The sequence below is a fragment of the Myxococcus sp. AM010 genome, from assembly GCF_013372585.1.
In the GTDB taxonomy this organism is placed as follows: Bacteria; Myxococcota; Myxococcia; order Myxococcales; family Myxococcaceae; genus Myxococcus; species Myxococcus vastator.
Genome location: NZ_JABXEO010000015.1, coordinates 17,341 through 36,535 on the forward strand (window position 1 = coordinate 17,341; position 19,195 = coordinate 36,535).

General features: G+C 70.7%; 12 protein-coding genes. 9 read left to right on the forward strand and 3 right to left on the reverse strand.

Going from position 1 to position 19,195, the window contains the following annotated elements:
- Window positions 1-179 precede the first annotated feature (179 nt).
- The 7 genes from HV826_RS10465 to HV826_RS10495 all read left to right on the forward strand — a co-directional run bounded on the left by HV826_RS10465 (window position 180) and on the right by HV826_RS10495 (window position 8,028).
- Window positions 180-3,764 (forward strand): serine/threonine-protein kinase, encoded by a 3,585-nt coding sequence (locus tag HV826_RS10465; RefSeq protein WP_176416926.1) that lies wholly within the window; start codon window positions 180-182, stop codon window positions 3,762-3,764.
- Window positions 3,765-3,830: 66 nt separating this feature from the next.
- Entirely contained in the window at window positions 3,831-4,487 is a 657-nt protein-coding gene (locus HV826_RS10470) for a 2-hydroxychromene-2-carboxylate isomerase (RefSeq protein WP_176416863.1), read from the forward strand.
- 136 nt (window positions 4,488-4,623) lie between these two features.
- Entirely contained in the window at window positions 4,624-5,271 is a 648-nt protein-coding gene (locus tag HV826_RS10475; RefSeq protein ID WP_176416864.1) for a hypothetical protein, read from the forward strand.
- Window positions 5,272-5,347: 76 nt separating this feature from the next.
- Window positions 5,348-6,544: an acetyl-CoA C-acetyltransferase gene (locus HV826_RS10480; protein ID WP_176416865.1), complete on the forward strand. Its 1,197-nt coding sequence runs from the start codon at window positions 5,348-5,350 to the stop codon at window positions 6,542-6,544.
- 29 nt (window positions 6,545-6,573) lie between these two features.
- Window positions 6,574-6,789 carry a hypothetical protein gene (locus HV826_RS10485; RefSeq protein WP_163780860.1) on the forward strand — a complete coding sequence of 72 codons (216 nt, stop codon included), beginning with the start codon at window positions 6,574-6,576 and terminating at the stop codon, window positions 6,787-6,789.
- A gap of 163 nt (window positions 6,790-6,952) precedes the next feature.
- Window positions 6,953-7,150 (forward strand): hypothetical protein, encoded by a 198-nt coding sequence (locus HV826_RS10490; protein WP_013938428.1) that lies wholly within the window; start codon window positions 6,953-6,955, stop codon window positions 7,148-7,150.
- A gap of 149 nt (window positions 7,151-7,299) precedes the next feature.
- Window positions 7,300-8,028, forward strand: a complete 729-nt coding sequence (locus HV826_RS10495) for a DUF1751 domain-containing protein (protein WP_176416866.1) — start codon at window positions 7,300-7,302, stop codon at window positions 8,026-8,028.
- 19 nt (window positions 8,029-8,047) lie between these two features.
- Here HV826_RS10495 and HV826_RS10500 read toward each other — a convergent pair whose 3' ends face one another.
- Window positions 8,048-9,685 carry a sigma-54-dependent Fis family transcriptional regulator gene (locus tag HV826_RS10500; protein WP_176416867.1) on the reverse strand — a complete coding sequence of 546 codons (1,638 nt, stop codon included), beginning with the start codon at window positions 9,683-9,685 and terminating at the stop codon, window positions 8,048-8,050.
- 142 nt (window positions 9,686-9,827) lie between these two features.
- Between HV826_RS10500 and HV826_RS10505 the strand changes: the two genes are divergently transcribed.
- Together HV826_RS10505 and HV826_RS10510 are read left to right on the forward strand one after the other, a co-directional pair.
- Window positions 9,828-10,703: a dioxygenase gene (locus HV826_RS10505; RefSeq protein WP_176416868.1), complete on the forward strand. Its 876-nt coding sequence runs from the start codon at window positions 9,828-9,830 to the stop codon at window positions 10,701-10,703.
- A gap of 31 nt (window positions 10,704-10,734) precedes the next feature.
- Window positions 10,735-11,358 carry a YceI family protein gene (locus HV826_RS10510; protein WP_176416869.1) on the forward strand — a complete coding sequence of 208 codons (624 nt, stop codon included), beginning with the start codon at window positions 10,735-10,737 and terminating at the stop codon, window positions 11,356-11,358.
- A 108-nt stretch (window positions 11,359-11,466) separates the two neighbouring features.
- Here the strand turns inward: HV826_RS10510 and HV826_RS10515 are convergent, their stop codons facing one another.
- Together HV826_RS10515 and HV826_RS10520 are read right to left on the reverse strand one after the other, a co-directional pair.
- On the reverse strand, window positions 11,467-17,676 hold the full coding sequence (locus HV826_RS10515) for a DUF6982 domain-containing protein (RefSeq protein WP_176416870.1): 6,210 nt from the start codon (window positions 17,674-17,676) through the stop codon (window positions 11,467-11,469).
- 126 nt (window positions 17,677-17,802) lie between these two features.
- Entirely contained in the window at window positions 17,803-19,194 is a 1,392-nt protein-coding gene (locus HV826_RS10520) for a peptidase MA family metallohydrolase (protein WP_176416871.1), read from the reverse strand.
- Between the last annotated feature and the right edge of the window lies 1 nt (window position 19,195).

The window sequence follows — 19,195 nt, forward strand, 5'->3', positions numbered from 1 at the left end:
AACGTGATATCCCATGAACTTCTGCATTTCGCTGACCCCGCCGGTTCCCCTTCGTGAGCGACGAGGAGAAGACAGCAGTCCTGGACGAGCGCAGCCGTCCTCCAAGTTCGTGGGGGGACCGCATCCGCACGCCCATCACCCTGCCGGGAGCGCGCGCCGGGGAGCGCCGCTCGTTGGCCGTGGGCATGGTGGTGACGGGGCGCTACCGGGTCGAAGGGCTGCTGGGCGAGGGCGGCATGGGCCGCATCTGGCTGGCCACGGACCTGCACGAGCACCGCCGGGTGGCGCTCAAGGAGATGCAGGTTCCGGCGGGCCTGACGGCGGGCAAGACGGAGGAGCTGGTGCTGATGTTCCGGCACGAGTTCTTCGCCATGAAGAAGCTCCAGCACCCCGGCACGCTCAAGGTCTTCGACTGGGGCATGACGGAGGCCGGCAACCGCTTCATCACCATGGAGGTGGTGGACGGGCAGGACCTGAGCTCGCTGGGGCGTGAGTCGCCGCTGGACACGCGCACGCTGTACCGCGTGCTCATCCAGATGTCCCAGGTCCTGGCCTTCCTGCACGCGCGGCTGTACGTGCACTGCGACATCAAGGCCAGCAACATCCGCATCACCAGCGCGGGCGCGGTGAAGCTGATGGACTTCGGCGTCATGCACCAGCTGGGCACGCCCAGCCCCGGCCGGCTCAAGGGCACGCTGGAGTACCTGGCGCCGGAGTGGCAGCGCGGCGCGAGCATCGACGGGCGCGCGGACCTCTATTCGCTGGGCGTCATGGCCTACTACCTGGCCACGCGCCGGCTGCCCTTCAAGCGCAACACCCCGGCGGCGCTCCTGGCGGACCACCTGACGCGGCCGCCGCCGAAGCCGTCCACGATTTGTCCGGTGGATCCACAGCTGGAGGAAATCATCCTCCTGCTGCTGGCGAAGGACCCGCGCGAGCGCTTCCAGGACGCCAGCGAGCTGATGGAGGCGCTCTGCCACGCCATTGGCGAGCCGATGCCGGAGGAGCCGCTGTCGGCGCGCGCCAGCTACCTGCACGTGCCGGAGGTGGTGGGCCGCGCCGCGGAGCTGGAGGCGCTGATGAACGGCCTGGCCGAGGCGGACTGGGGCCAGTCCCGCGCGGTGCTCATCGGCGCGCCCGCGGGCGTGGGCAAGACGCGGCTGCTCCAGGAGTTCGAGCTCCAGGCGAAGCTGGCGGAGCTGCCCTTCGGCCGGGGCCAGTGCCGCGCGGAGGGGCAGGCGCCGCTGACGCCCATCGTCCAGGCGGTGCGCTGCCTGGTGCCGCTCACGCCCTCGGAGATGATGGACCGCCTGGGGCCGAAGCTGCACCAGCTGCTCCCGGGGCTGACGCCGGACGCGGGCGAAGCGCACCCGGTGGCGGGCGAGGAGAAGCTGGCCTTCTTCGGCGCGCTGGCGGAGTGGGTGCAGGCGCTGGGCCGGCGGATGACGCTGGTGCTGTGCTTCGAAGACCTGCAGTGGGCTGACAGCGCCACGCTGGAGGTGCTCAACGTCCTCATCCGCGCGCTGTACGGCACGCGCGGCATGGTGGTGGGCACGTTCCGCTCCGGCGAGCTGAGCCGCCTGAGCCTGGCCTTCCAGACGGTGGACGAGAAAATCACCACCCGCATGGACCTGGAGCCGCTGGCCGCCGAGCACGTGCGCACGCTGGTGGAGCTGGCGCTACCGGGGCTGGCCGTGCCCGAGGCCTTCGTCACGCGGCTGCATGAGACGACGGGCGGCAACGCCTTCTTCGCCACCGAGTGCCTGCGCGCGCTGGTGGAGGAGGGCGCGCTGACGCGGGTGGGCGGCCGGTGGAACGCCGTCGAGGGACTGGACACGCGGCCGCTGCCCGCCAGCATCCACGACGCGGTGCTCGCGCGCCTGGGCAGCGCTCCCGCGGAGCAGGTGTCGCTGCTGCGCCAGCTGGCGCCCGCGGGCCGCAGCCTGGAGCTGCCCATGCTCCGCGCGCTGGCGGAGCTGCCCGAGTCCGAGCTGTTCGCGGTGCTGGACGGCATCGTGGAGCGGCAGTTCCTCCAGGAGGCGGAGGGCCGCTACGTCTTCACGCACGACACCGTGCACCAGGCCGTCTACGACAGCACGCCCGAGGAGGCGCGGCGCGTGGCGCACGGCCGCGTGGCGGTGGCGCTGCAGACGCTGCACTCGTCGCGGCCGGAGCTGTCGCGCACGGTGGGGTGGCACTACCTGCGCTCGTCGGAGCCGGAGCTGGCCATTGGCCCGCTGCTGGACGCGGGCCGCGCCGCCATCGAGGCGCAGGCGCTGCTGGAGGCGACGCTGCTGCTGAAGGAAGCGGCGATGCTGCTGGAGGCCGCGCCGGACTTCCCGGGCCGAGACAGGCTGCTGCTGCGCATCTGGGTGACGATGGTGGAGGTGGGCTATTCGAGCGACCCGCCCACCTCGCTCGCCTTCGCGAGGAAGCTGAGTGCGCACTGGGCGTCCACGGTGGACCTGGAGGACGGGCGGACGCAGGCGGTGGCCGCGCTGGAGGCCGCGTGCGCCGCGCCGGAAGCGGAGCGCCCCGCGCGCCTGAAGGCGCTGTTCCGCGAGCGCGAGGCGGATGCGTTCGCCAGCACCGCGGACGTCTTCTGGAAGCAGGCCGAGCTGCGCATCCTCCAGGCCATGGCGCTGGCCAGCGTGGGGCGCACGGAGGAGCTGACGGCGCTGCTGGAGCGCGTGCGGGCCGAGCAACCCGAGGTGTCGCCCTATCGCGCCGCGGCGCAGCTGGCGCCCGCGCAGTTGTGTGCCTACACCGGCCGCTTCGCTGGCGTGCTGGAGACGCAGTACGAGCACCTGAAGCGGCTGCGCGGGCTGTGCGAGGTGACGGGCCGGCTGCCCAAGCGCCTGGCGTGGGCGCTGGGCATGGGCGGCTTCACGATGAACCTGAACCTGGCGCTGCGCGGCGAGCCGCTGGACGCGCAGGCGCTCCGCGACGGGTACGCCGTGGCGGAGGCCCATGGGTTCACGGACGTGCGCGGCTTCCATCTGTTCTCGGTGGTGACGCGCGCGGCCTTCACGGGCGACGGCGCGGCGTTCGTCCCGGCCTTCACGGAGAAGACGGAGCTGGTGCGGCGGCTGGGCAACCCTCGGTTGATGGAGCGCAACCTGGCCCTCTTCACGCCGCCGTACTACCTGGAGCGCGGCGAGCACGAGCACGTGGCCGCGGTGGTGTCCCGCGCCGAGGCGCTGGCGCGGGTGTTGCCGGAGGACCGGTGGCTCCAGTGTCACCTGCGGGTGTACCAGGCCTGCCGCGACGTGCTCTTCGAGGATGCGGGGGCGGCGCGCCGCTCCCTGCCCGTGGCCCTGGCCGCCGCGCGCGAGGGCGGCGTCCGCATGGAGACGCTGCTGCGCGTCTACCAGTCCCGCTTCGAGCGGGAGCAGGGCAACCTGGTGACGGCGGAGGACGCGGCGGAGGCGGCGCTGGCGCGGGCCACGGACCCGGTGCTGGCCAACCCGTGGGACGAAATCCTCTCCCGCCGGGCGCTGGCGGCGCTGCTGCCCGGTGAGGAGGGCCTGGTGCACCTGCGCAGGGCGCTCGCGCTGGCGGAGCTGACGGGCAACGTGCTCCAGGTGGGGCTGGTGCGCCTGTCGCTCGCGGAGCGCGCGCGGGACGCGGAGGCCTCGGTGGTGGCGTTGGAGGCGGCCGAGGCGGCCTTCACGGATGCCCGGGCCTCCAGCCTGCTGGCCCTGGCCAGCTCCCTGCGGGGCGCGCTCCAGCGCCGGGCCGGGGCGCTGCGTCAGAGCGCCTGATGTGACGTTCGAAGGTCGACGGGACTGTGTCCTCCCAGCCCGGACGTGGGGCGTTAGACTCGGGCCATGGCCCATACCCCACTGCGCTTCCTGTTGGATTTCATCTCGCCGTATGCCTACCTGGCCTGGACGCGTCTGCCGGCGCTCGCCGCGCGCCATGGCCGCGCCGTGGAGCCGGTGCCCGTGCTGCTGGCGGGGGTGCTCAACGCGACGGGAAACCTCGGCCCCGCGGAGGTCGCGGCCAAGCGCGGCTACGTCTTCAAGCAGACCTTCCGCATCGCCCATGACTTCGGCGTGCCCTTCGCGCCGCCGCCGACGCATCCCTTCAATCCGCTGCTCGCGCTGCGCGTGACGGCCGCCGTGGAGGACGTGGAGGCTCGGAGCCGGCTGGTGAGCGCGCTGTACGCCTCCGCCTGGGGCGGCGGGAAGGGCGCGGAGTCGCCCGAGGCCGTGGGCGCGGCGATTCAGGCCGCGGGGCTGGACGCCCAGGCGCTGCTCGCGGCGGCCCAGGCGCAGGAGGTGAAGGACCGGGTCCGCCGCAACACCGAGGCGGCGGTGGCCGCCGGGGCCTTTGGCGTGCCCACCTTCCTGGCGGACGACGAGCTGTTCTTCGGCGTGGACTCGCTGGGCCACCTGGAGCGGTTCCTGCGCGGCGAGGACCCGCTCACCCCGGCGGACGTCGAGCGCTGGCGCACGCTGCCGGCCAGCGCGTCCCGGCGCTGAACCCAGCGCACGCGGGCGCCGCTTTCCGCTAGGGTCCCGGAGCCATGGTCTCCGGTCGGCCCGCCTTGTTGACCTCCCTCATCCGGCTCCTCGCGCCCGTGGCGCGGGGGGCGATGCAGCTGGAGGTCCTCCCCTCATGAACGTCCTCGCCGAGTTGGGCATCGTCGTCGCCGGCCTGGTGCTGGCGCTCGTGCTGCTGTCCATGAACCTGTGGCGCGGCATCCTCTTCCTCTTCCCGTCCAGCGTGCGGGTGGAGCCCGAGGCCCCCGCGGACCAGATGGAGCTGCCCCTGGAGCTGTCGGGGCGCGCCAACCAGCTCCAGGCGCTGGGGTTCACGCCGCTGGGCAGCCACGAGGAGAAGCCGCGCCTCCAGCGCGCCACGCGCTCCTACGACTGGGCCCACCCGGGTGAGCGCGTCTTCGCCACGCTCCACGCAGGGCAGGGCGGCGTGCCCCGGCTGTACCTCCTCACCCCCCTGGCCTCCGGGGGCTTCGTCATCACCGCGGACTACCGGCGCCCGGCGCTGGAGGTCCCCGGCGTCTACCTGACGGGTTCACTGGAGGACGCGCCTCCCGACCGCCTGCTGCGCGCGCACCTGCGCCGCCTGGACGGGCTGCAGCCCGCCGGGGACTTCACCTGGGAAGGCAGGGTGGCCGCCGGGCGTTCCTGGTACCAGGGGCTCGGTCGCAAGGAAATCCGGAAACAGAACCTTCAAGGTTTGTTGTGGACCGTCATCGCGCTTGCCATCGTCGCCAGCGCTTTTTTCGGGCAGCGCGCGCCCTAGGGCCGCCCGTCCCACACGTCACGACGTCACGGCGCGCGTGCACCGCGCGCCCCATGAGAGTAGGTAGACGACCACCATGAAGAGCGTGTCCAAGAACGAGGAAATCTACTTCCTGTCCGGCAAGCGCACCCCGTTCGGTACCTACGGGGGAGGCCTGAAGGACCTCAGCGCCACCGACCTCGCCGTGGAGTCGGCGAAGGCCGCGCTGGCCCAGGCGAAGGTGTCTCCGGAAGACGTCCAGCACGTCGTCTACGGCAACGTGGTGCAGACCAGCGCGGACGCCATCTACCTGCCGCGCCACGTGGGCCTGCGCACCGGCGTGCCCGTCCCCGTGCCCGCGCTGGGCGTCAACCGGCTGTGCGGCTCCGGCTTCCAGGCCTTCGTCACGGCGGCGGAGCTGATGCTCACCGAGCAGGCCTCCGTCGTGCTGGCCGGTGGCACCGAGTCCATGAGCCAGGCGCCCCACGTCATCCGCGGCGCCCGCTGGGGCCTGCCGCTGGGCAAGGGCAGCCTGGAGGACATGCTGTGGACGGCCCTCACCGACAGCTACACCGGCCAGGCCATGGCGCTCACCGCCGAGCAGCTCGCGGTGGACTACTCGCTCACGCAGGAGCAGGTGGACGAGTACGCCGTCCTCACCCAGAAGCGCTTCGCCGCCGCGCAGGAGGCGGGCCGCTTCCAGGATGAAATCGCCCCCGTCACGCTGAAGACGAAGAAGGGCGAGACGGTGGTGTCCCGGGACGAGCACAACCGCCCGGAGACGACGGTGGAGAGCCTGCGCAAGCTGCCCAAGGTCTTCAAGAAGGACGGCGTGGTGCACGCGGGCGCGGCCAGCGGCATCTGCGACGGCGCGGGCTCCATGGTGATGGCCACCGGCAGCTTCGTGAAGCAGCACGGCCTGCAGCCCATTGGCCGGCTCGTCAACTGGGGCGTCTCCGGGTGCGATCCGAAAATCATGGGCATCGGCCCGGCGCCGGCCATCCGCCAGCTGCTGGAGCGCGCCCAGTGTCAGCTGTCGGACATTGACCTCTTCGAGGTCAACGAGGCCTTCGCGCCGCAGTACCTGGCGGTGGAGAAGGAACTGGGCCTGCCTCGCGAGCGCACCAACGTCAACGGCGGCGCCATCGCCGTGGGCCACCCCCTGGGCGCGTCGGGCGCGCGCATCACCACCACGCTGGTGTACGAGCTGAAGCGCCGCGGTGCCCGCTATGGTATCGGGTCCGCTTGCATCGGTGGCGGCCAGGGCATCGCGGTGCTCGTCGAGGCGCTCTGATGGCACAGGACCTTCAACCAGGACGCGAGATGAGCAACGAGGTGGACGCGAAGACGGCGCGTGAGCGGGCCAAGGCCATCGCGGAGCAGCGCCGCGCCGAGCGTCGCAACCGCAAGCGCAAGTGCGTGGTGTGTGGCGTGGAGGAGAGCGACAAGACGCCCCTGACGGCACACCCCGAGGGCATTGGCCCGGCCTGCAAGGACGAGGTCACCTGCCTGTCGCGCAAGGCCGCCAGCAGCCGGTGAAGCTCCGTCCCCCGGGCCCGCGCGCTTCCGTGCGAGGCCCGGGCGCAACCCCCCAGGTGGGACGCCCGAGAGGCGCCAGGGCCGGATTGTCGGGCCCGATTCTTGATGGCGGAATCGTCTCGGGGTAAACGTCCAGAATCTCTGGTTTATGACGAGGGTCGGAATGGGCGTTATCAGCTTCACGGGCGTCAAGGTGTTCTCCACCACGCTCGCGCGTGACCGCGAGAACATGGGTGAGAACATCACCAAGTGGCTCAAGGAGAACTCCAACCTCGAGGTGGTCGACAGAGTGGTGACGCAGTCCTCCGACAAGGAGTTCCACTGCTTGACCATCACGCTCTTCTACAAGCCAAAGGCCTGATCGGCCGCGCGGCAGTTGACGAAGCGTGGGTGTTCGAGGGCGCTCTCCCCGGTGTCGGGGATGGGCGCCCTTCGTCATTTGGGGTTGCGAAGCGAGCGATGTTCCACCACCTTTGGACGGCTCTGCGCAACGAGAGGATGGTGTACTGAATGCGACCGATGAGGGGCTTCGGAGGCGGGGGCGGCGGCATGGGACTGCCCGGCCTGGAGACCACGGCGTCCAAGTTGGCGGTGGCGCTGGTGGCGGGCTCCGTGATGTTCCACCTCACGAAGTCGCAGGCGGGTGGCTTGCTGCTGCTGTTCCCGGACCTGGTGTTCGGGAGGCTCTACCTCTGGCAGCCGCTGACGTACGCCTTCATCGAGTCCAGCCCCATCGGCATCATCTTCGGCGCCATCATCACCTGGTCCATTGGCGGCTACCTGGAGTCCATCTGGGGCGGCAGGCGCCTGTTGATGGTGGCGCTGGGCATCGCGGTGAGCGCGGGCCTCATCACCTCGCTGCTGGCCATGCTGGTGCCCGGCGCGACGGTACAGGCGTACGCGGGCGGCAACGTCATGACGTCGGTGCTGTGGGTGTCCTACGGGCTCACCATTGGCCGGGGGCAGACGAACTTCTGGGGCCTGCCGCTGTCGGGCAACGCCCTGGCGGGCGTCGGCGCGGGCTTCGTCGTGCTGTCGGCCATCACCAGCGGCTGGCAGACGCAGGTGCCGGACCTGCTGGGCCTGTGCATGGCGTTCGCCTACGTGCGGGGCGCCAACCCGCGCAAGCTGTGGCTGCACCTGCAGCACTGGCGGCTGCAGCGTCAGTTGAAGGGCCGCTCCAAGCACCTGCAGGTGGTGCGGAAGGACCGGCCGGACCGGGACCAGTACCTCAACTGACGCCGGGCCCTTCGGCGGCTCAGTGGGCCGCCTCCGGGTGGCCGTACTGCTTGAGCTTGCGGTAGAGCGTCGCCACGCCGATGTCGAGCTGCTCGGCGGTGCGCGCGCGGTTGCCGCCGTTCTGCGCCAGCACCGCCAGGATGTAGTGCTTCTCCATGTCCTCCAGCCGCTGTGGATTGCCGGTGGGCACCAGGCTGGGGGGCGCGGCGCGGACCTCCTCCGGCAAATCGTCCCGCTCCACCCGGGGGCCCTCGCACAGCGCCACCGCGCGCTCCATGGCGTTGCCCAGCTCGCGCACGTTGCCGGGCCACGCGTAGCGCAGCAGCTGGTCCGCCGCGTCCGGGGACAGGCCCGACACCCTGCGACCCAGCCGCTCCGCGGCCTCGGCGAGCAGCAGCCGCGCCAGGGGGAGCACGTCGTCGCGGCGCTCACGCAGCGGCGGAATCTTCAGCTCGATGACGCGCAGCCGGTAGTAGAGGTCCTGGCGGAAGCGCCCCTGGCGGACCTCCTCCGCGAGCTCGCGGTTGGTGGCGGCCACCAGCCGCACGTCCACCTTGCGGCTGGCATTCTCGCCCACGCGGCGCACCTCGCGCTCCTGCAGCACGCGCAGCAGCTTGGCCTGCATGGACGGGGGCACCTCGCCCACTTCATCCAGGAAGAGGGTGCCGCCATGGGCCGCTTCGAAGAGGCCGGCCCTGTCGTGGGTGGCGCCGGTGAAGGCGCCTCTCACGTGGCCGAACAGCTCGCTCTCCAGCAGGCTCTCCGTGACGGCGGCGCAGTTGACGGCGACGAAGGCCTTGTGCGCGCGGCCGGACTCGTCATGGATGAGGCGGGCGATGCGCTCCTTGCCCACGCCGCTCTCCCCCGTGACGAGCACCGTGGAGTCCACCTTCGCCCCCCTGCGCGCCAGGTTGATGATGCGCTGCATCGCCTCCGAGCGCGCCACCATGCCCGCCGGGTCCTCCGTCACGCCCGCGCGCGCCAGCGACTGCCGCTTCGCGCGCAGCTTGCGCTCCGCCTGCCGCAGCGCCTCCGTCACCTGCGCCAGCATGCCCTCCATGCACTGCGTCTCATAGAGGCGCAGCACCTCCGTGCACTCGGTGCTCCACTCCTCGGCGGGCCGGCCCACGTAGTGGCAGGCCGCGTCGCCCTTGCCCACGCAGCGCAGCTCCGTGCCGTAGATGGGCTTGCCGTTGACGTAGCTCATGTAGCCGGACGCGAAGCCGGTGAGGCTCCAACACACCGGCTGGTCGGACTGGCCCAGGTGCAGCAGGTGCTGCTCGGCTTCATAGGAGTCGCGCCACTGCGCTTCGGCGAAGGGCTCCGGGCCCTCGTCCGCGCGGCGCTGGACGGGCTCCACCCGGACCTGCCCCTGGAGGGTGTGCAGCCGCCCTCCGGCACGGCGCCACAGGGATTCGTCCTTCCAGGGCACCGCGCCCTTCATCGCCTCGGCCGTGCGCCAGCCGTGCGCGTAGCCCAGACGCGTGAAGGTGCCGCGCGCCGCCGTCATCCCCATCAACCCGATGAGCTCCTTGCGGAGCAGCCCCAGCGCCACCGGGTCCATCAGCAGCACGCGCTGGTCCCCGAAGTGGATGAGCCCGCCCCCCGGCTCGAAGGACAGCAGCTCACTCAAGTCCAGCTCGAAACGGCCATCCACGCTGTACGACTCCTTCCAGAATGAGTTGAGTCTCTATCGTTTTGAGAGTCTCGCTGCACGGAGGGTTTTAGGAATGGAGCAAATCCAATAGGTTGGAGTTTTCGGTGTCGTGGTCTTCCGGTTGCATTAGAAGGCGGCCGTCATGGGCGACGAACTCGACAGACGCGTGGTGCTTCAAGGCGCGGCGGCGGCCGGGGTGGCGGGCGTGCTGGGGACGGGTGGCCCTGGCGGCGGCCAGGCGGTGGCCCCCGCGGCGTTCATCTCCCACGGCTCACCGATGGTGGCCCTGGACGCGGATGCCTATCCGCAAGCGCTGCGGCGCTTCGGCGGCGAGGCCCAGGCGCGGGCCCTGGTGGTGGTGTCCGCCCATTGGGAGACGCCCGGCGAGGTTCGCGTCACCGCCAGCGCGCAGCCGCCCCTCATCCATGACTTCCATGGCTTCCCCGATGCGCTCTACCGCCTGCGCTACGGCGCGCCAGGTGCGCCGTCGCTGGCCGAGGACGTGGTCTCCCGGCTGAAGGCGGGCGGGTTGCCTACCGTGGCCGACGCGGAGCGCGGCTGGGACCACGGCGCATGGGTGCCGCTGCTGCATGCCTTCCCGGAGGCGAAGCTCCCCGTCGTCCAGGTCTCCATGCCGCTGGGCGCGAGCCCCGCGGACATCGCGCGGATGGGCGAGCTGCTCCGGCCGCTGCGCGCGCAGGGCGTGCTGTTGATGGGCAGTGGCGGCATCGTCCACAACCTGCGCCGGCTGAATTTTCAGGAGAAGGCGGCGTCCGTCGAGCCGTGGGCCGCGGCCTTCGATGCGTGGATTGCGCGGAAGCTGGAGGCGCGAGACTTCACCGGCCTTCAAGCATGGTTGGAGGCACCGAACGCGCGGCTCGCGCATCCAAGGGCCGAACATTTGATGCCGCTCTATTTCGTCCTCGGAGCTGCCCTCCCCGAGGACCGTCTCACCCCCGTATTCGAGGGCTTCCATCACGGAACCTTGTCCATGCGCAGCTTCGCGCTGCGCGCCTGACTTCGCTGTATCTCCCAGGAGCACACCCCCGATGAAGACGTCCATGAAGAGCGCCGTTGCCCTGTTTTTCGCCCTCCCGTCCCTCGCGCTGGCCTCCAACTGGAAGGTGGATGACTCGCACTCCAGCGCCGGCTTTTCCGTCCGTCACATGATGGTGTCGAACGTCACCGGCTCGTTCAACGTGAAGAGCGGCACGGTGAACCTGGATGACAAGGACATCACCAAGTCCAAGGTCGAGGCCGTGCTGGACGCGGCCACCGTCAACACCGGCAACGCCAAGCGCGATGCGCACCTGAAGGCCCCTGACTTCTTCGACACTGCCAAGTTCCCGGAGATCTCCTTCAAGTCCACCAAGGTCCAGAAGGCGGGCCAGGGCAAGCTGAAGGTCACCGGCGACCTGACCATGCACGGCGTCACCAAGCCCGTCGTCCTGGACGTCACGGGCCCGTCGAAGGAGTCCAAGGACCCCTGGGGCAACACCCGCACGGGCGTGACGGCGACCACCAAGCTGAACCGCAAGGACTTCGGCCTGGCCTACAACCAGGCGCTGGAGACGGGCGGCGTCGCGGTGGGCGAGGAAGTCACCGTGAACCTGGACCTGTCGCTGGTGAAGCAGGCGGACGCCGGCGCCCCGGCCGCGACGGACAAGAAGTAGTCCTTCGTTTCTCCTGAAATGACGGAGGGGCCTCCCACGGTGGTGGGGGCCCCTCTTTCATTTGCGGGGCACGGTGGCCCCGCCCGTCCTTCGTCGGACGCGGTCCGCTCAGCCCTCGGCCACCGCCTGCACGCTGGAGCGGTAGATGAAGATGCGCGCGGTGTTGGTGCGCTGGTCGGCGGGGATGACGAAGAAGCCCGGCGTGCTGCCCTGGAAGTCCTGGGAGAAGCCCGCGACCTGACGTCCGTCATTGAAGGTGACCCGAATCTTCTGTCCCTCCACCTGCGGCTGACGCGCACCGGCGGCGAGCATGAAGAAGATGGCCTTCACGCGCTTGCCCTGAATCTGCTCGGCGGCGAAGCCGCTCTGCTGCTCCAGGGAGATGACCTCGTCGAGCAGGTCCGCGTCGCGGATGGTGCCGCGCTTCACCTGGCCTTCGACGGTGTGGATGATGACGCGGTGCTCGCCTTCGACGAAGGAGGTGAGGGCCGTGCCTCCGACGATGGCGGTGTCGTCGAAGAGCGGCTCACGCTCCACGGCGATGCGGTTGGCGGGCGCGGCCGGCATGACGGCGGCGGCGTGCTGCGGCTGCGCGGCGGTGGCCAGGGAGGCCGCCTGGGCGAAGTGCGCGGGCGGCGGCGCGACGACAGGGATGGAGGCCATGGGCGCGGGCGGCGGCACCACGGCTTCTTCCTCGACGTCGATTTCGGAGACCTCCTGCTCGAGCTCCATCGAGACTTCTTCTTCCTCGATGGGCGTGGCCTCGGTGAAGTCCTGCGCCTGCGCGCCGAAGGGGCTGTCCGTGCTGGCGGCGGCCCACTGCGACGTCACGGGGGCGCTGTCCTGCATGGGCTCGGCCTCCCACGCGGAAGCCTCTTCGATGGGCTCGGCGTCATTCCACTCCGCCGAGGCGGGCGTGGCCGTGTCCGCGAGGGAGACCTCTTCGACGGGCGCTTCGTTCCAGTTCGCCGTCTGCTCCGGGGACCACTCGGTGGTGGCGGAGGCTTCCCAGGCCGCGCCGGTGTCGTGGCTGGTCGTGAACCCCTCCGCGCTCGCCGTGTCCGGCGAGGGGGAAGCCCACTCGCTGGCAGGCGCGTCACCAGTGGGCGCGTTCCACTCCGAGGCCGCGGGGACGGTGTCGGCGGACGTGTCCCATTGCGAGGCGGCAGGTGCGCTCGTTGAGGCCCATTCGGCGGCCGGAGCGGCTTCCTCGATGGGTTCCGCCCACTCGGCCTGAACCTCCTCGGTAGCAGGCGTGGACCACTCGGCGTGGGGGGCTTCCGTGGGTGTTGCCCACTCCTGCTGAGCGTCCTCCGCCGGAGCGGCGGCCCACTCGGCTTGGACCTCCTCTGCCTCGGGAGTCGCCCACTCGGCCTGCGCGCCTTCCGTGGGAGCGGCCCAGGCGTTCTGGGCGGCTTCGGGCGTAGGCGTGGCCCACTCCGGCTGGGCGGCGGTTTCGGTGGCGGGCGTAGCCCACTCGGCCTGGACTTCCTCGGTGGCGGGCGAGGCCCATTCGGCCTGGACTTCCTCGGTGGCGGGCGAGGCCCATTCCGACGCTGGTGCGGCGACATCGGTGGCGGGCGTAGCCCACTCGGCCTGGACTTCTTCGGTGGCGGGCGAGGCCCATTCCGACGCTGGTGCGGCGACATCGGTGGCGGGCGTAGCCCACTCGGCCTGGACTTCTTCGGTGGCGGGCGAGGCCCATTCCGACGCCGGTGCGGCGACATCGGTGGCGGGCGTAGCCCACTCGGCCTGGACTTCTTCGGTGGCGGGCGAGGCCCATTCCGACGCTGGTGCGGCGACATCGGTGGCGGGCGTAGCCCACTCGGCCTGGACTTCCTCGGTGGCGGGCGAGGCCCATTCCGACGCCGGTGCGGCGACATCGGTGGCGGGCGTAGCCCACTCGGCCTGGACTTCCTCGGTGGCGGGCGAGGCCCATTCCGATGTCGGTGCGGCCCCTTCCTCGGGAGTCGCCCACTCCGCCTGGGCGTCGGCCGTCGCGGGCGAAGCCCACTCCGACGCCGATGCAGCGCCTTCCGCGGGAGTCGCCCACTCGGCCTGGGCTTCGGCCGTCGCGGGCGAGGCCCAGTCCGACGATGCGGCGGTCTCGGCTGCAGGAGTCGCCCACTCGCCTTGGACCTCTTCAGCCTCGGGCGAAGCCCACTCAGGCTGCTCGGCTTCCGCGGGAGCTGGGGCCCAGTCGGTCTGCGCCACATCGGTCGCGGGCGCAGCCCATTCAGCCTGGGCTCCATCGGTCGCAGGCGAAGCCCACTCGGGCTGCGCACCTTCACCGGGAGCGGCTTCGGTCGCAGGCGTAGCCCACTCAGGCTGCCCGGCGTTTTCCGTAGCGGGAGCGCCCCAGTCGGTCTGCGCGGCTTCCGCCGCAGGCGTCGTGGCCCACTCGGGCTGTGCTGCGGCTTCGGTCGCTGGCTCAGTCCATTCGGTCTGGACTTCCTCGGCGGCGACCTCTTCGACAGGCGTGGCCCACTCGGGCTGCGCGGCCTCGGCGCCCGGCGGCGTCCAACCTGCCTGGGCATCCGTGCTGGCGTCACCGGTTTCTAGCGCAGCCCATCCGGCCTGGACCTCGGTCGCCGCGGGTTCAGCCGTCAGGACGCCTCCTGCCTGCTGGGCGGGATTGGCCCACTCGGCGTGCGCTTCCACCGGCGCTGCGTCGGACGTAGGAACTGCCCCATCGGCCTGAACCTCAGCGGGCGCGGCCTCAGACGCCTCGGCCCACTCGGCCTGGACTTCCACGGGCGCTGCTTCAGTCGACGCCGTGTTCCAGCCCTCGCTCGGAGACGCTTCAGCCGTGGCCCAATGGGTCTGGCCTTCCTCGGCGGTCGGCTCAGCCCACTCCGCTTGGAGTTCGACGGGCTCGGCTTCGGCGGAGGACGGAGCCCAGTCGGCCTGGCCTGCCTCAGGGGCGGTGCCTGCGTCGGAAGCCGCCCACTCCGTATCGCTCGTGGCAGGTGCCGTTTCCGCGGAGGCCGTCCCCTCGGAAGCGGTGACAGGCGCGCTCTGCCCATCGACAGGCTCCGCCCACTCCGCCTGGAGTTCGACGGTTTCCGAAACAGGATCCTCCCAGCCTGCATACGCATCGCTGGAAGCGGCCTGCTCACCAGAAGGGGCCCATTCCGTCTGTGCCGCCTCCGCAGCGTGCGGCTCGGAAGTGGAGGCCCATTCAGGCTGCAGCTCGATGGTACCTGCGTCACCCTCCGCCACCGCCACACCGCGCTCATCAGTCGGCGCGAAGTGGCCGTGGGCCAGGAACTCGTTCGCCGCCGCGAGAGGCACGGCCTCTTCGGGGTTCCCGCTCAGGTCGAACATCTCCTCGGCGGAAGGCGTGCGCGCGGACGCATGCGGCGGGGCTCCCTCCACCTCGATCGTCTCCGCGTGGAGGTCCGGGCCCACCTGGACCGGCCGAATCTCGAGCGATGGGACATCCGCCGCCGCGAAGGGCGCAGCCCCCTGCGGGGAGTCCACTTCGGGAGCAGCGGCCTCCGTACCGACGTCGATGACCTCGAGCGTAGGCTGTTCGCTCCCGGCATCAGCGGCCTGGAACGATGCTTCTTCCTCGGCGTATCCGGGCGCGGACTCGACATCGATGACATCGAGAGAGGGCTCGTCGGACGCAACCTCGGCCGCGTTGAGCTCCAGCGTCGGGACGCTTCCCTCCTGCGCGGGAGACGCTTCACTCACCTCAGACGAATCAAGCGCGATTTCGGCCGATTGCGGCTCGGCGACGTCGGAGGACTCCAGGGAAATCTCCGCGGCCGACTCGATGGGAGCGGACTCGGCGACGTCCGTGGCGTCGAGCGTGATTTCAGAGGGCGAATGGGCGGAAGTCGATTCGGCGACATCAGACGCATCGAGAGCGATTTCGGGCTCGCTCATCTCGGTTGCGTCGAGGACGAGCTCCGCCCCGGTGGAGGCTTCGTCCGAGTCTTCGTAGGTGCCGTGAGCCGTCTCGATGACAGCCACTTCGCTGACGTCGGAGGCCGCATGCGCCGTCGTCGCGAAGTCTTCGGCCGCGTCCGTGCTGCCCCAGTCGTTGGATGCCGACGCGGTGTCGGAGGTGGCTTCGACAGCGGTCGTCGTCGAGTCCAACTCCATCGTGGCCGCATCGCTGACGTCGGCGGCGTCGAGTGCCACTTCCGGATACACCTCGGCTGTGGCCGGCTCGCTCGCTTCGGACGTCGTGAAAGCGTGCTCGCTCACCGCCGTGTCGCTGACCTCCGGGGCGTCGAGCACGGCTTCGGTGTACGGCTCGCCAGCGGCGGTCTCGTCGCCTGCGCTGAAAGCAGTCTCTTCGGAGGGCTCGAACGAGGCGGCTTCGCTGCCGTAGGTGTCGGGGGGAGAGGCCTCGGCGACGACTTCGCTGCTGGCATCCGCGGCCGTCAACTCAGGCTCGGGAGCGGCTGCGGTCGTGTCGCCTGTCTCGGAGGTGGTCAGCGCCACCTCGGGATAGGCTTCCGTCGTCGCGACATCGCTGACGTCGGCCGTCGCGAAGTCGGTTGCAGGGTAGGTCTCCGCCACGGCGACATCGGAAGCGTCGAGCGCGATTTCCGCGGGCGCGTCGAGCGTCGTCTCCGGGGCGTGCTCAACCGCCTCGTCGCTCACGTCGGCTGCATCGAGCGCAATCTCGGTGGGCTCGGCTTCGGCCGAAGCCACATCCGTGGTGTCGAGTGCAATCTCGGCGGGTTGTGCCTCGTAAGTATGGCTCGCGCTGAAATCCGTCGCGCCGTGGTCATCCGTCACGTCGGTCGTCGTGCCCGCGTCCCACGCATCCGTCGTACCCGCGGCCGACGCTTCGACCATGTCGGAATCATCGAGCGCGATTTCCGAGTCCGCAGCCTGCGAGGCCGCCTCCGGCTCCGCCATGGCGGCAACGTCGATGATGTCGCCCGCATCGGCGACGTCCACATGCTCAGGCTCGACGGCGAGCGGCGCGGAGGCCCACGCATCATCGATGGCGGCGGGAGACTGCTCGTGGGCCAGGACAGGCTCGCTGTCGCCGGTGCCGTCCAGCAACTCGACCTCGGAGGAGGGGACCTCCACTTCCGACGAGGCCAGGGCGTCGCCCGTGGGCGCCACGGGCGCCTCCGGTGCTGACTCGACCTCCATCGACATGTCGGCGAACGACGCCTCCAGGGAGGTCTCGGGCTCGGCGCTTGCGGTCACCGCCGGGGTGTCCGTGCCCACCTCCGAGAAGTCATCCTCCGCCACGCGGAGGGCTTCCGGCTGCGCCTCCTCGAACTCGGGCTGCGCATCGTGCTGGAGGTCGTCGGTGACGTCCGCGAACGACGCAGACGGATCATCCGCCGCCGCCGGTTCCTCGTCGGCGGGCGTCGCCTCGATGGAGGGTTCCTGCTCATCACTCAGTGCGCTCTGCGCCTGGCCGCCGGCGCCCGGCGTCATCCACGGCGCGGGCTCGCTCAGCGCGGGAATGTCGATGTCGTCCGACAGGCTGATGTGGTCTGGCTCGACAGCCGGCTGGGTCGCGGGAGCGGTGGGGTAGGGCTGCTGCACGGACTCCGCGGCATGGGCCTGCGGCTCCGCCTGCCACGCTTCGGCAGCGCCTTGGGCGTAGTCCGCATTCGGGTCATACGCCTGCTGCGCGTAAGCCTGCGCGTTCGGGTCGTAGCCCTGCTGCGCATAGGCCTGAGCGTTCGGGTCATACGCCTGCTGCGCATAGGCCTGAGCGTTCGGGTCATACGCCTGCTGCGCATAGGCCTGAGCGTTCGGGTCATACGCCTGCTGCGCATAGGCCTGAGCGTTCGGGTCGTAGCCCTGCTGCGCATACGCCTGCGCGTCGTAGCCTTGCTGCGCATACGCCTGCGCGTCGTAGCCCTGCTGCGCATAGGCCTGAGCGTTCGGGTCGTAGCCCTGCTGCGCATAGGCCTGAGCGTTCGGGTCGTAGCCCTGCTGCGCATACGCCTGCGCGTTCGGATCGTCACCCTGGTTCGGGTCGTAGCCAGCGGGGTAGGGGTACCACTGGCCGTCAGCGGCGTAGTAGCCCTGGGGCTGCTGCTCGTAGCCAGCGGGGTAGGGGTACCACTGGCCGTCAGCGGCGTAGTAGCCCTGGGGCTGCTGCTCGTAGCCAGCGGGGTAGGGGTACCACTGGCCGTCAGCGGCGTAGTAGCCCTGGGGCGCGGCCTGCTGCTGCCATGCGGCGGCGTCGGCTGCTGGCGCGTCATCCACGCCCAGCTGTGCGCGCAGCTCGTTCCAGCGAGCCTCCTCCACCGGAGACAGGCTTCCCAGCTTCCGCTTCTCGTCGAGGAAACGGAATTCTCTCATCGCTGCGCGCGTGTCCGACATCCGTCACCTTGCTGCGGACAGCGTACCGCCGAGCTTCTGTCGCAGCGTAAATAGAGGGGGCTGCGAGTCTAGGGGACTCCCGGGAACGGGTAAACCAATTGGCCCGGGCCCGGCTGCCAGCTTCCCCTACTGGAGAGCGGCCCGGACGTCCTCGTCGAGGCTCGCCCGTGTCTTGCCGTAGTGGTCCGACAGGGCCTCGTCGATGGGTCTTCCCTGTCCCACCTCGCGGACCATCGTGAGGAACCGGCCCGTGCCGCCCCGCTTCACCAGCTCGCGGACGGCCACGGCGGAGGTGGCATAGGCGACTGTCGGATTCCGCTGCATGATGAGGGACGAGCCCTCCATCTGCGCCAGCTTGGGCAGGGCGTTCGCCTTGGCGGCCTGGGCCATGTAGTTCCGGACCGACCGCTGGGGGTCCTCGACACCCAGGTAGCGCCACTCGACGTACTCGGCCAGTCCCTCGTTGAGCCAGATGGGGAGGTTGTTGCCGTAGCCGCCGCAGAAGTCATCCAGCGCGGCGTGGACGTACTCGTGGACCAGGGTGGCCTTGGTCTGCTGCGTGAGCTCCGCGGCGTCGTTGATGCGGATGGCGTTGTCGGAATAGAGCCCGGCGACCGCTCGCGCCCTCGCCGCGCCGAAGTGCGTCTGGAACTCCGCGAGCGTGTACAGGATGATGTCCACCGGCGCCTGTCGCACCTCGCCCAACATGCTGCGGGTGAAGTCGTAGGCCTCGTCCAGGGCGGCGACGATTCGGCCCTCGTACTCCGCGCGCTGACCGAAGTCGCGCTGGTTGTTGAAGTACTTGATGACGAAGCGGCTGTTGGAGCGCGTCCGCATGCCGTCCGCGCCGGTGCCCGACTCGTAGCTGAGGCTGGCCGAGCGCGTGGAGCCCCGGCCCTGGCCGGCCACCGCGGGCTGGGCTTCGACCCTGGGGGTGGGCCGCCCGCTCGTGGCGCCGTTCATCCGCAGCTCCAGGCGCTCCGCCTCCCGCCGCGCGGCGGTCTCCTCTGCCGTCTTGGCGCGGGCCTGCACGAGCAGCCGCTTCGCCTCCGCGGCCTCCTTCGACTTCGCCGGCACCTTCTCCAGCGCGGCCACGGCGCCCGCCGCGTCCTGCTCCTCCATCAGCAGCCGCCCCAGCTCCAGGCCGAAGGCGCCGTCCTTGGGGTACTGGGCCAGCCCCTTGCGCAGGGCGGCTTCCGCGGCGGCCCGCTGGTCCGTCTTCCGCGCGGCCCGGGCCAGGCACCGCAGCGCGCCCGCGGACGCCTCGTAGACGGCGGCGCGCTCGCCCAGCGAGTACGCCATCACCGGATCTCCGTCCCTCAACGCCTCGCAGCCCTTCTGGAGCGCCGTGGCGACGGTGCTCCGCTGCGCGGCGGGCACGTCCGACGCCGCTCCGGCCGAGAAGGCCAGATACAGCTCCTCCCATGCGCGGCTGGCGGCGAGCGACTTCGCCTTCTGTCCGGGAGAAGCAGGGGCGGCGGTCAGCAGCAGGGCGGAGAGCAGGGCGGCGGGGCTCATG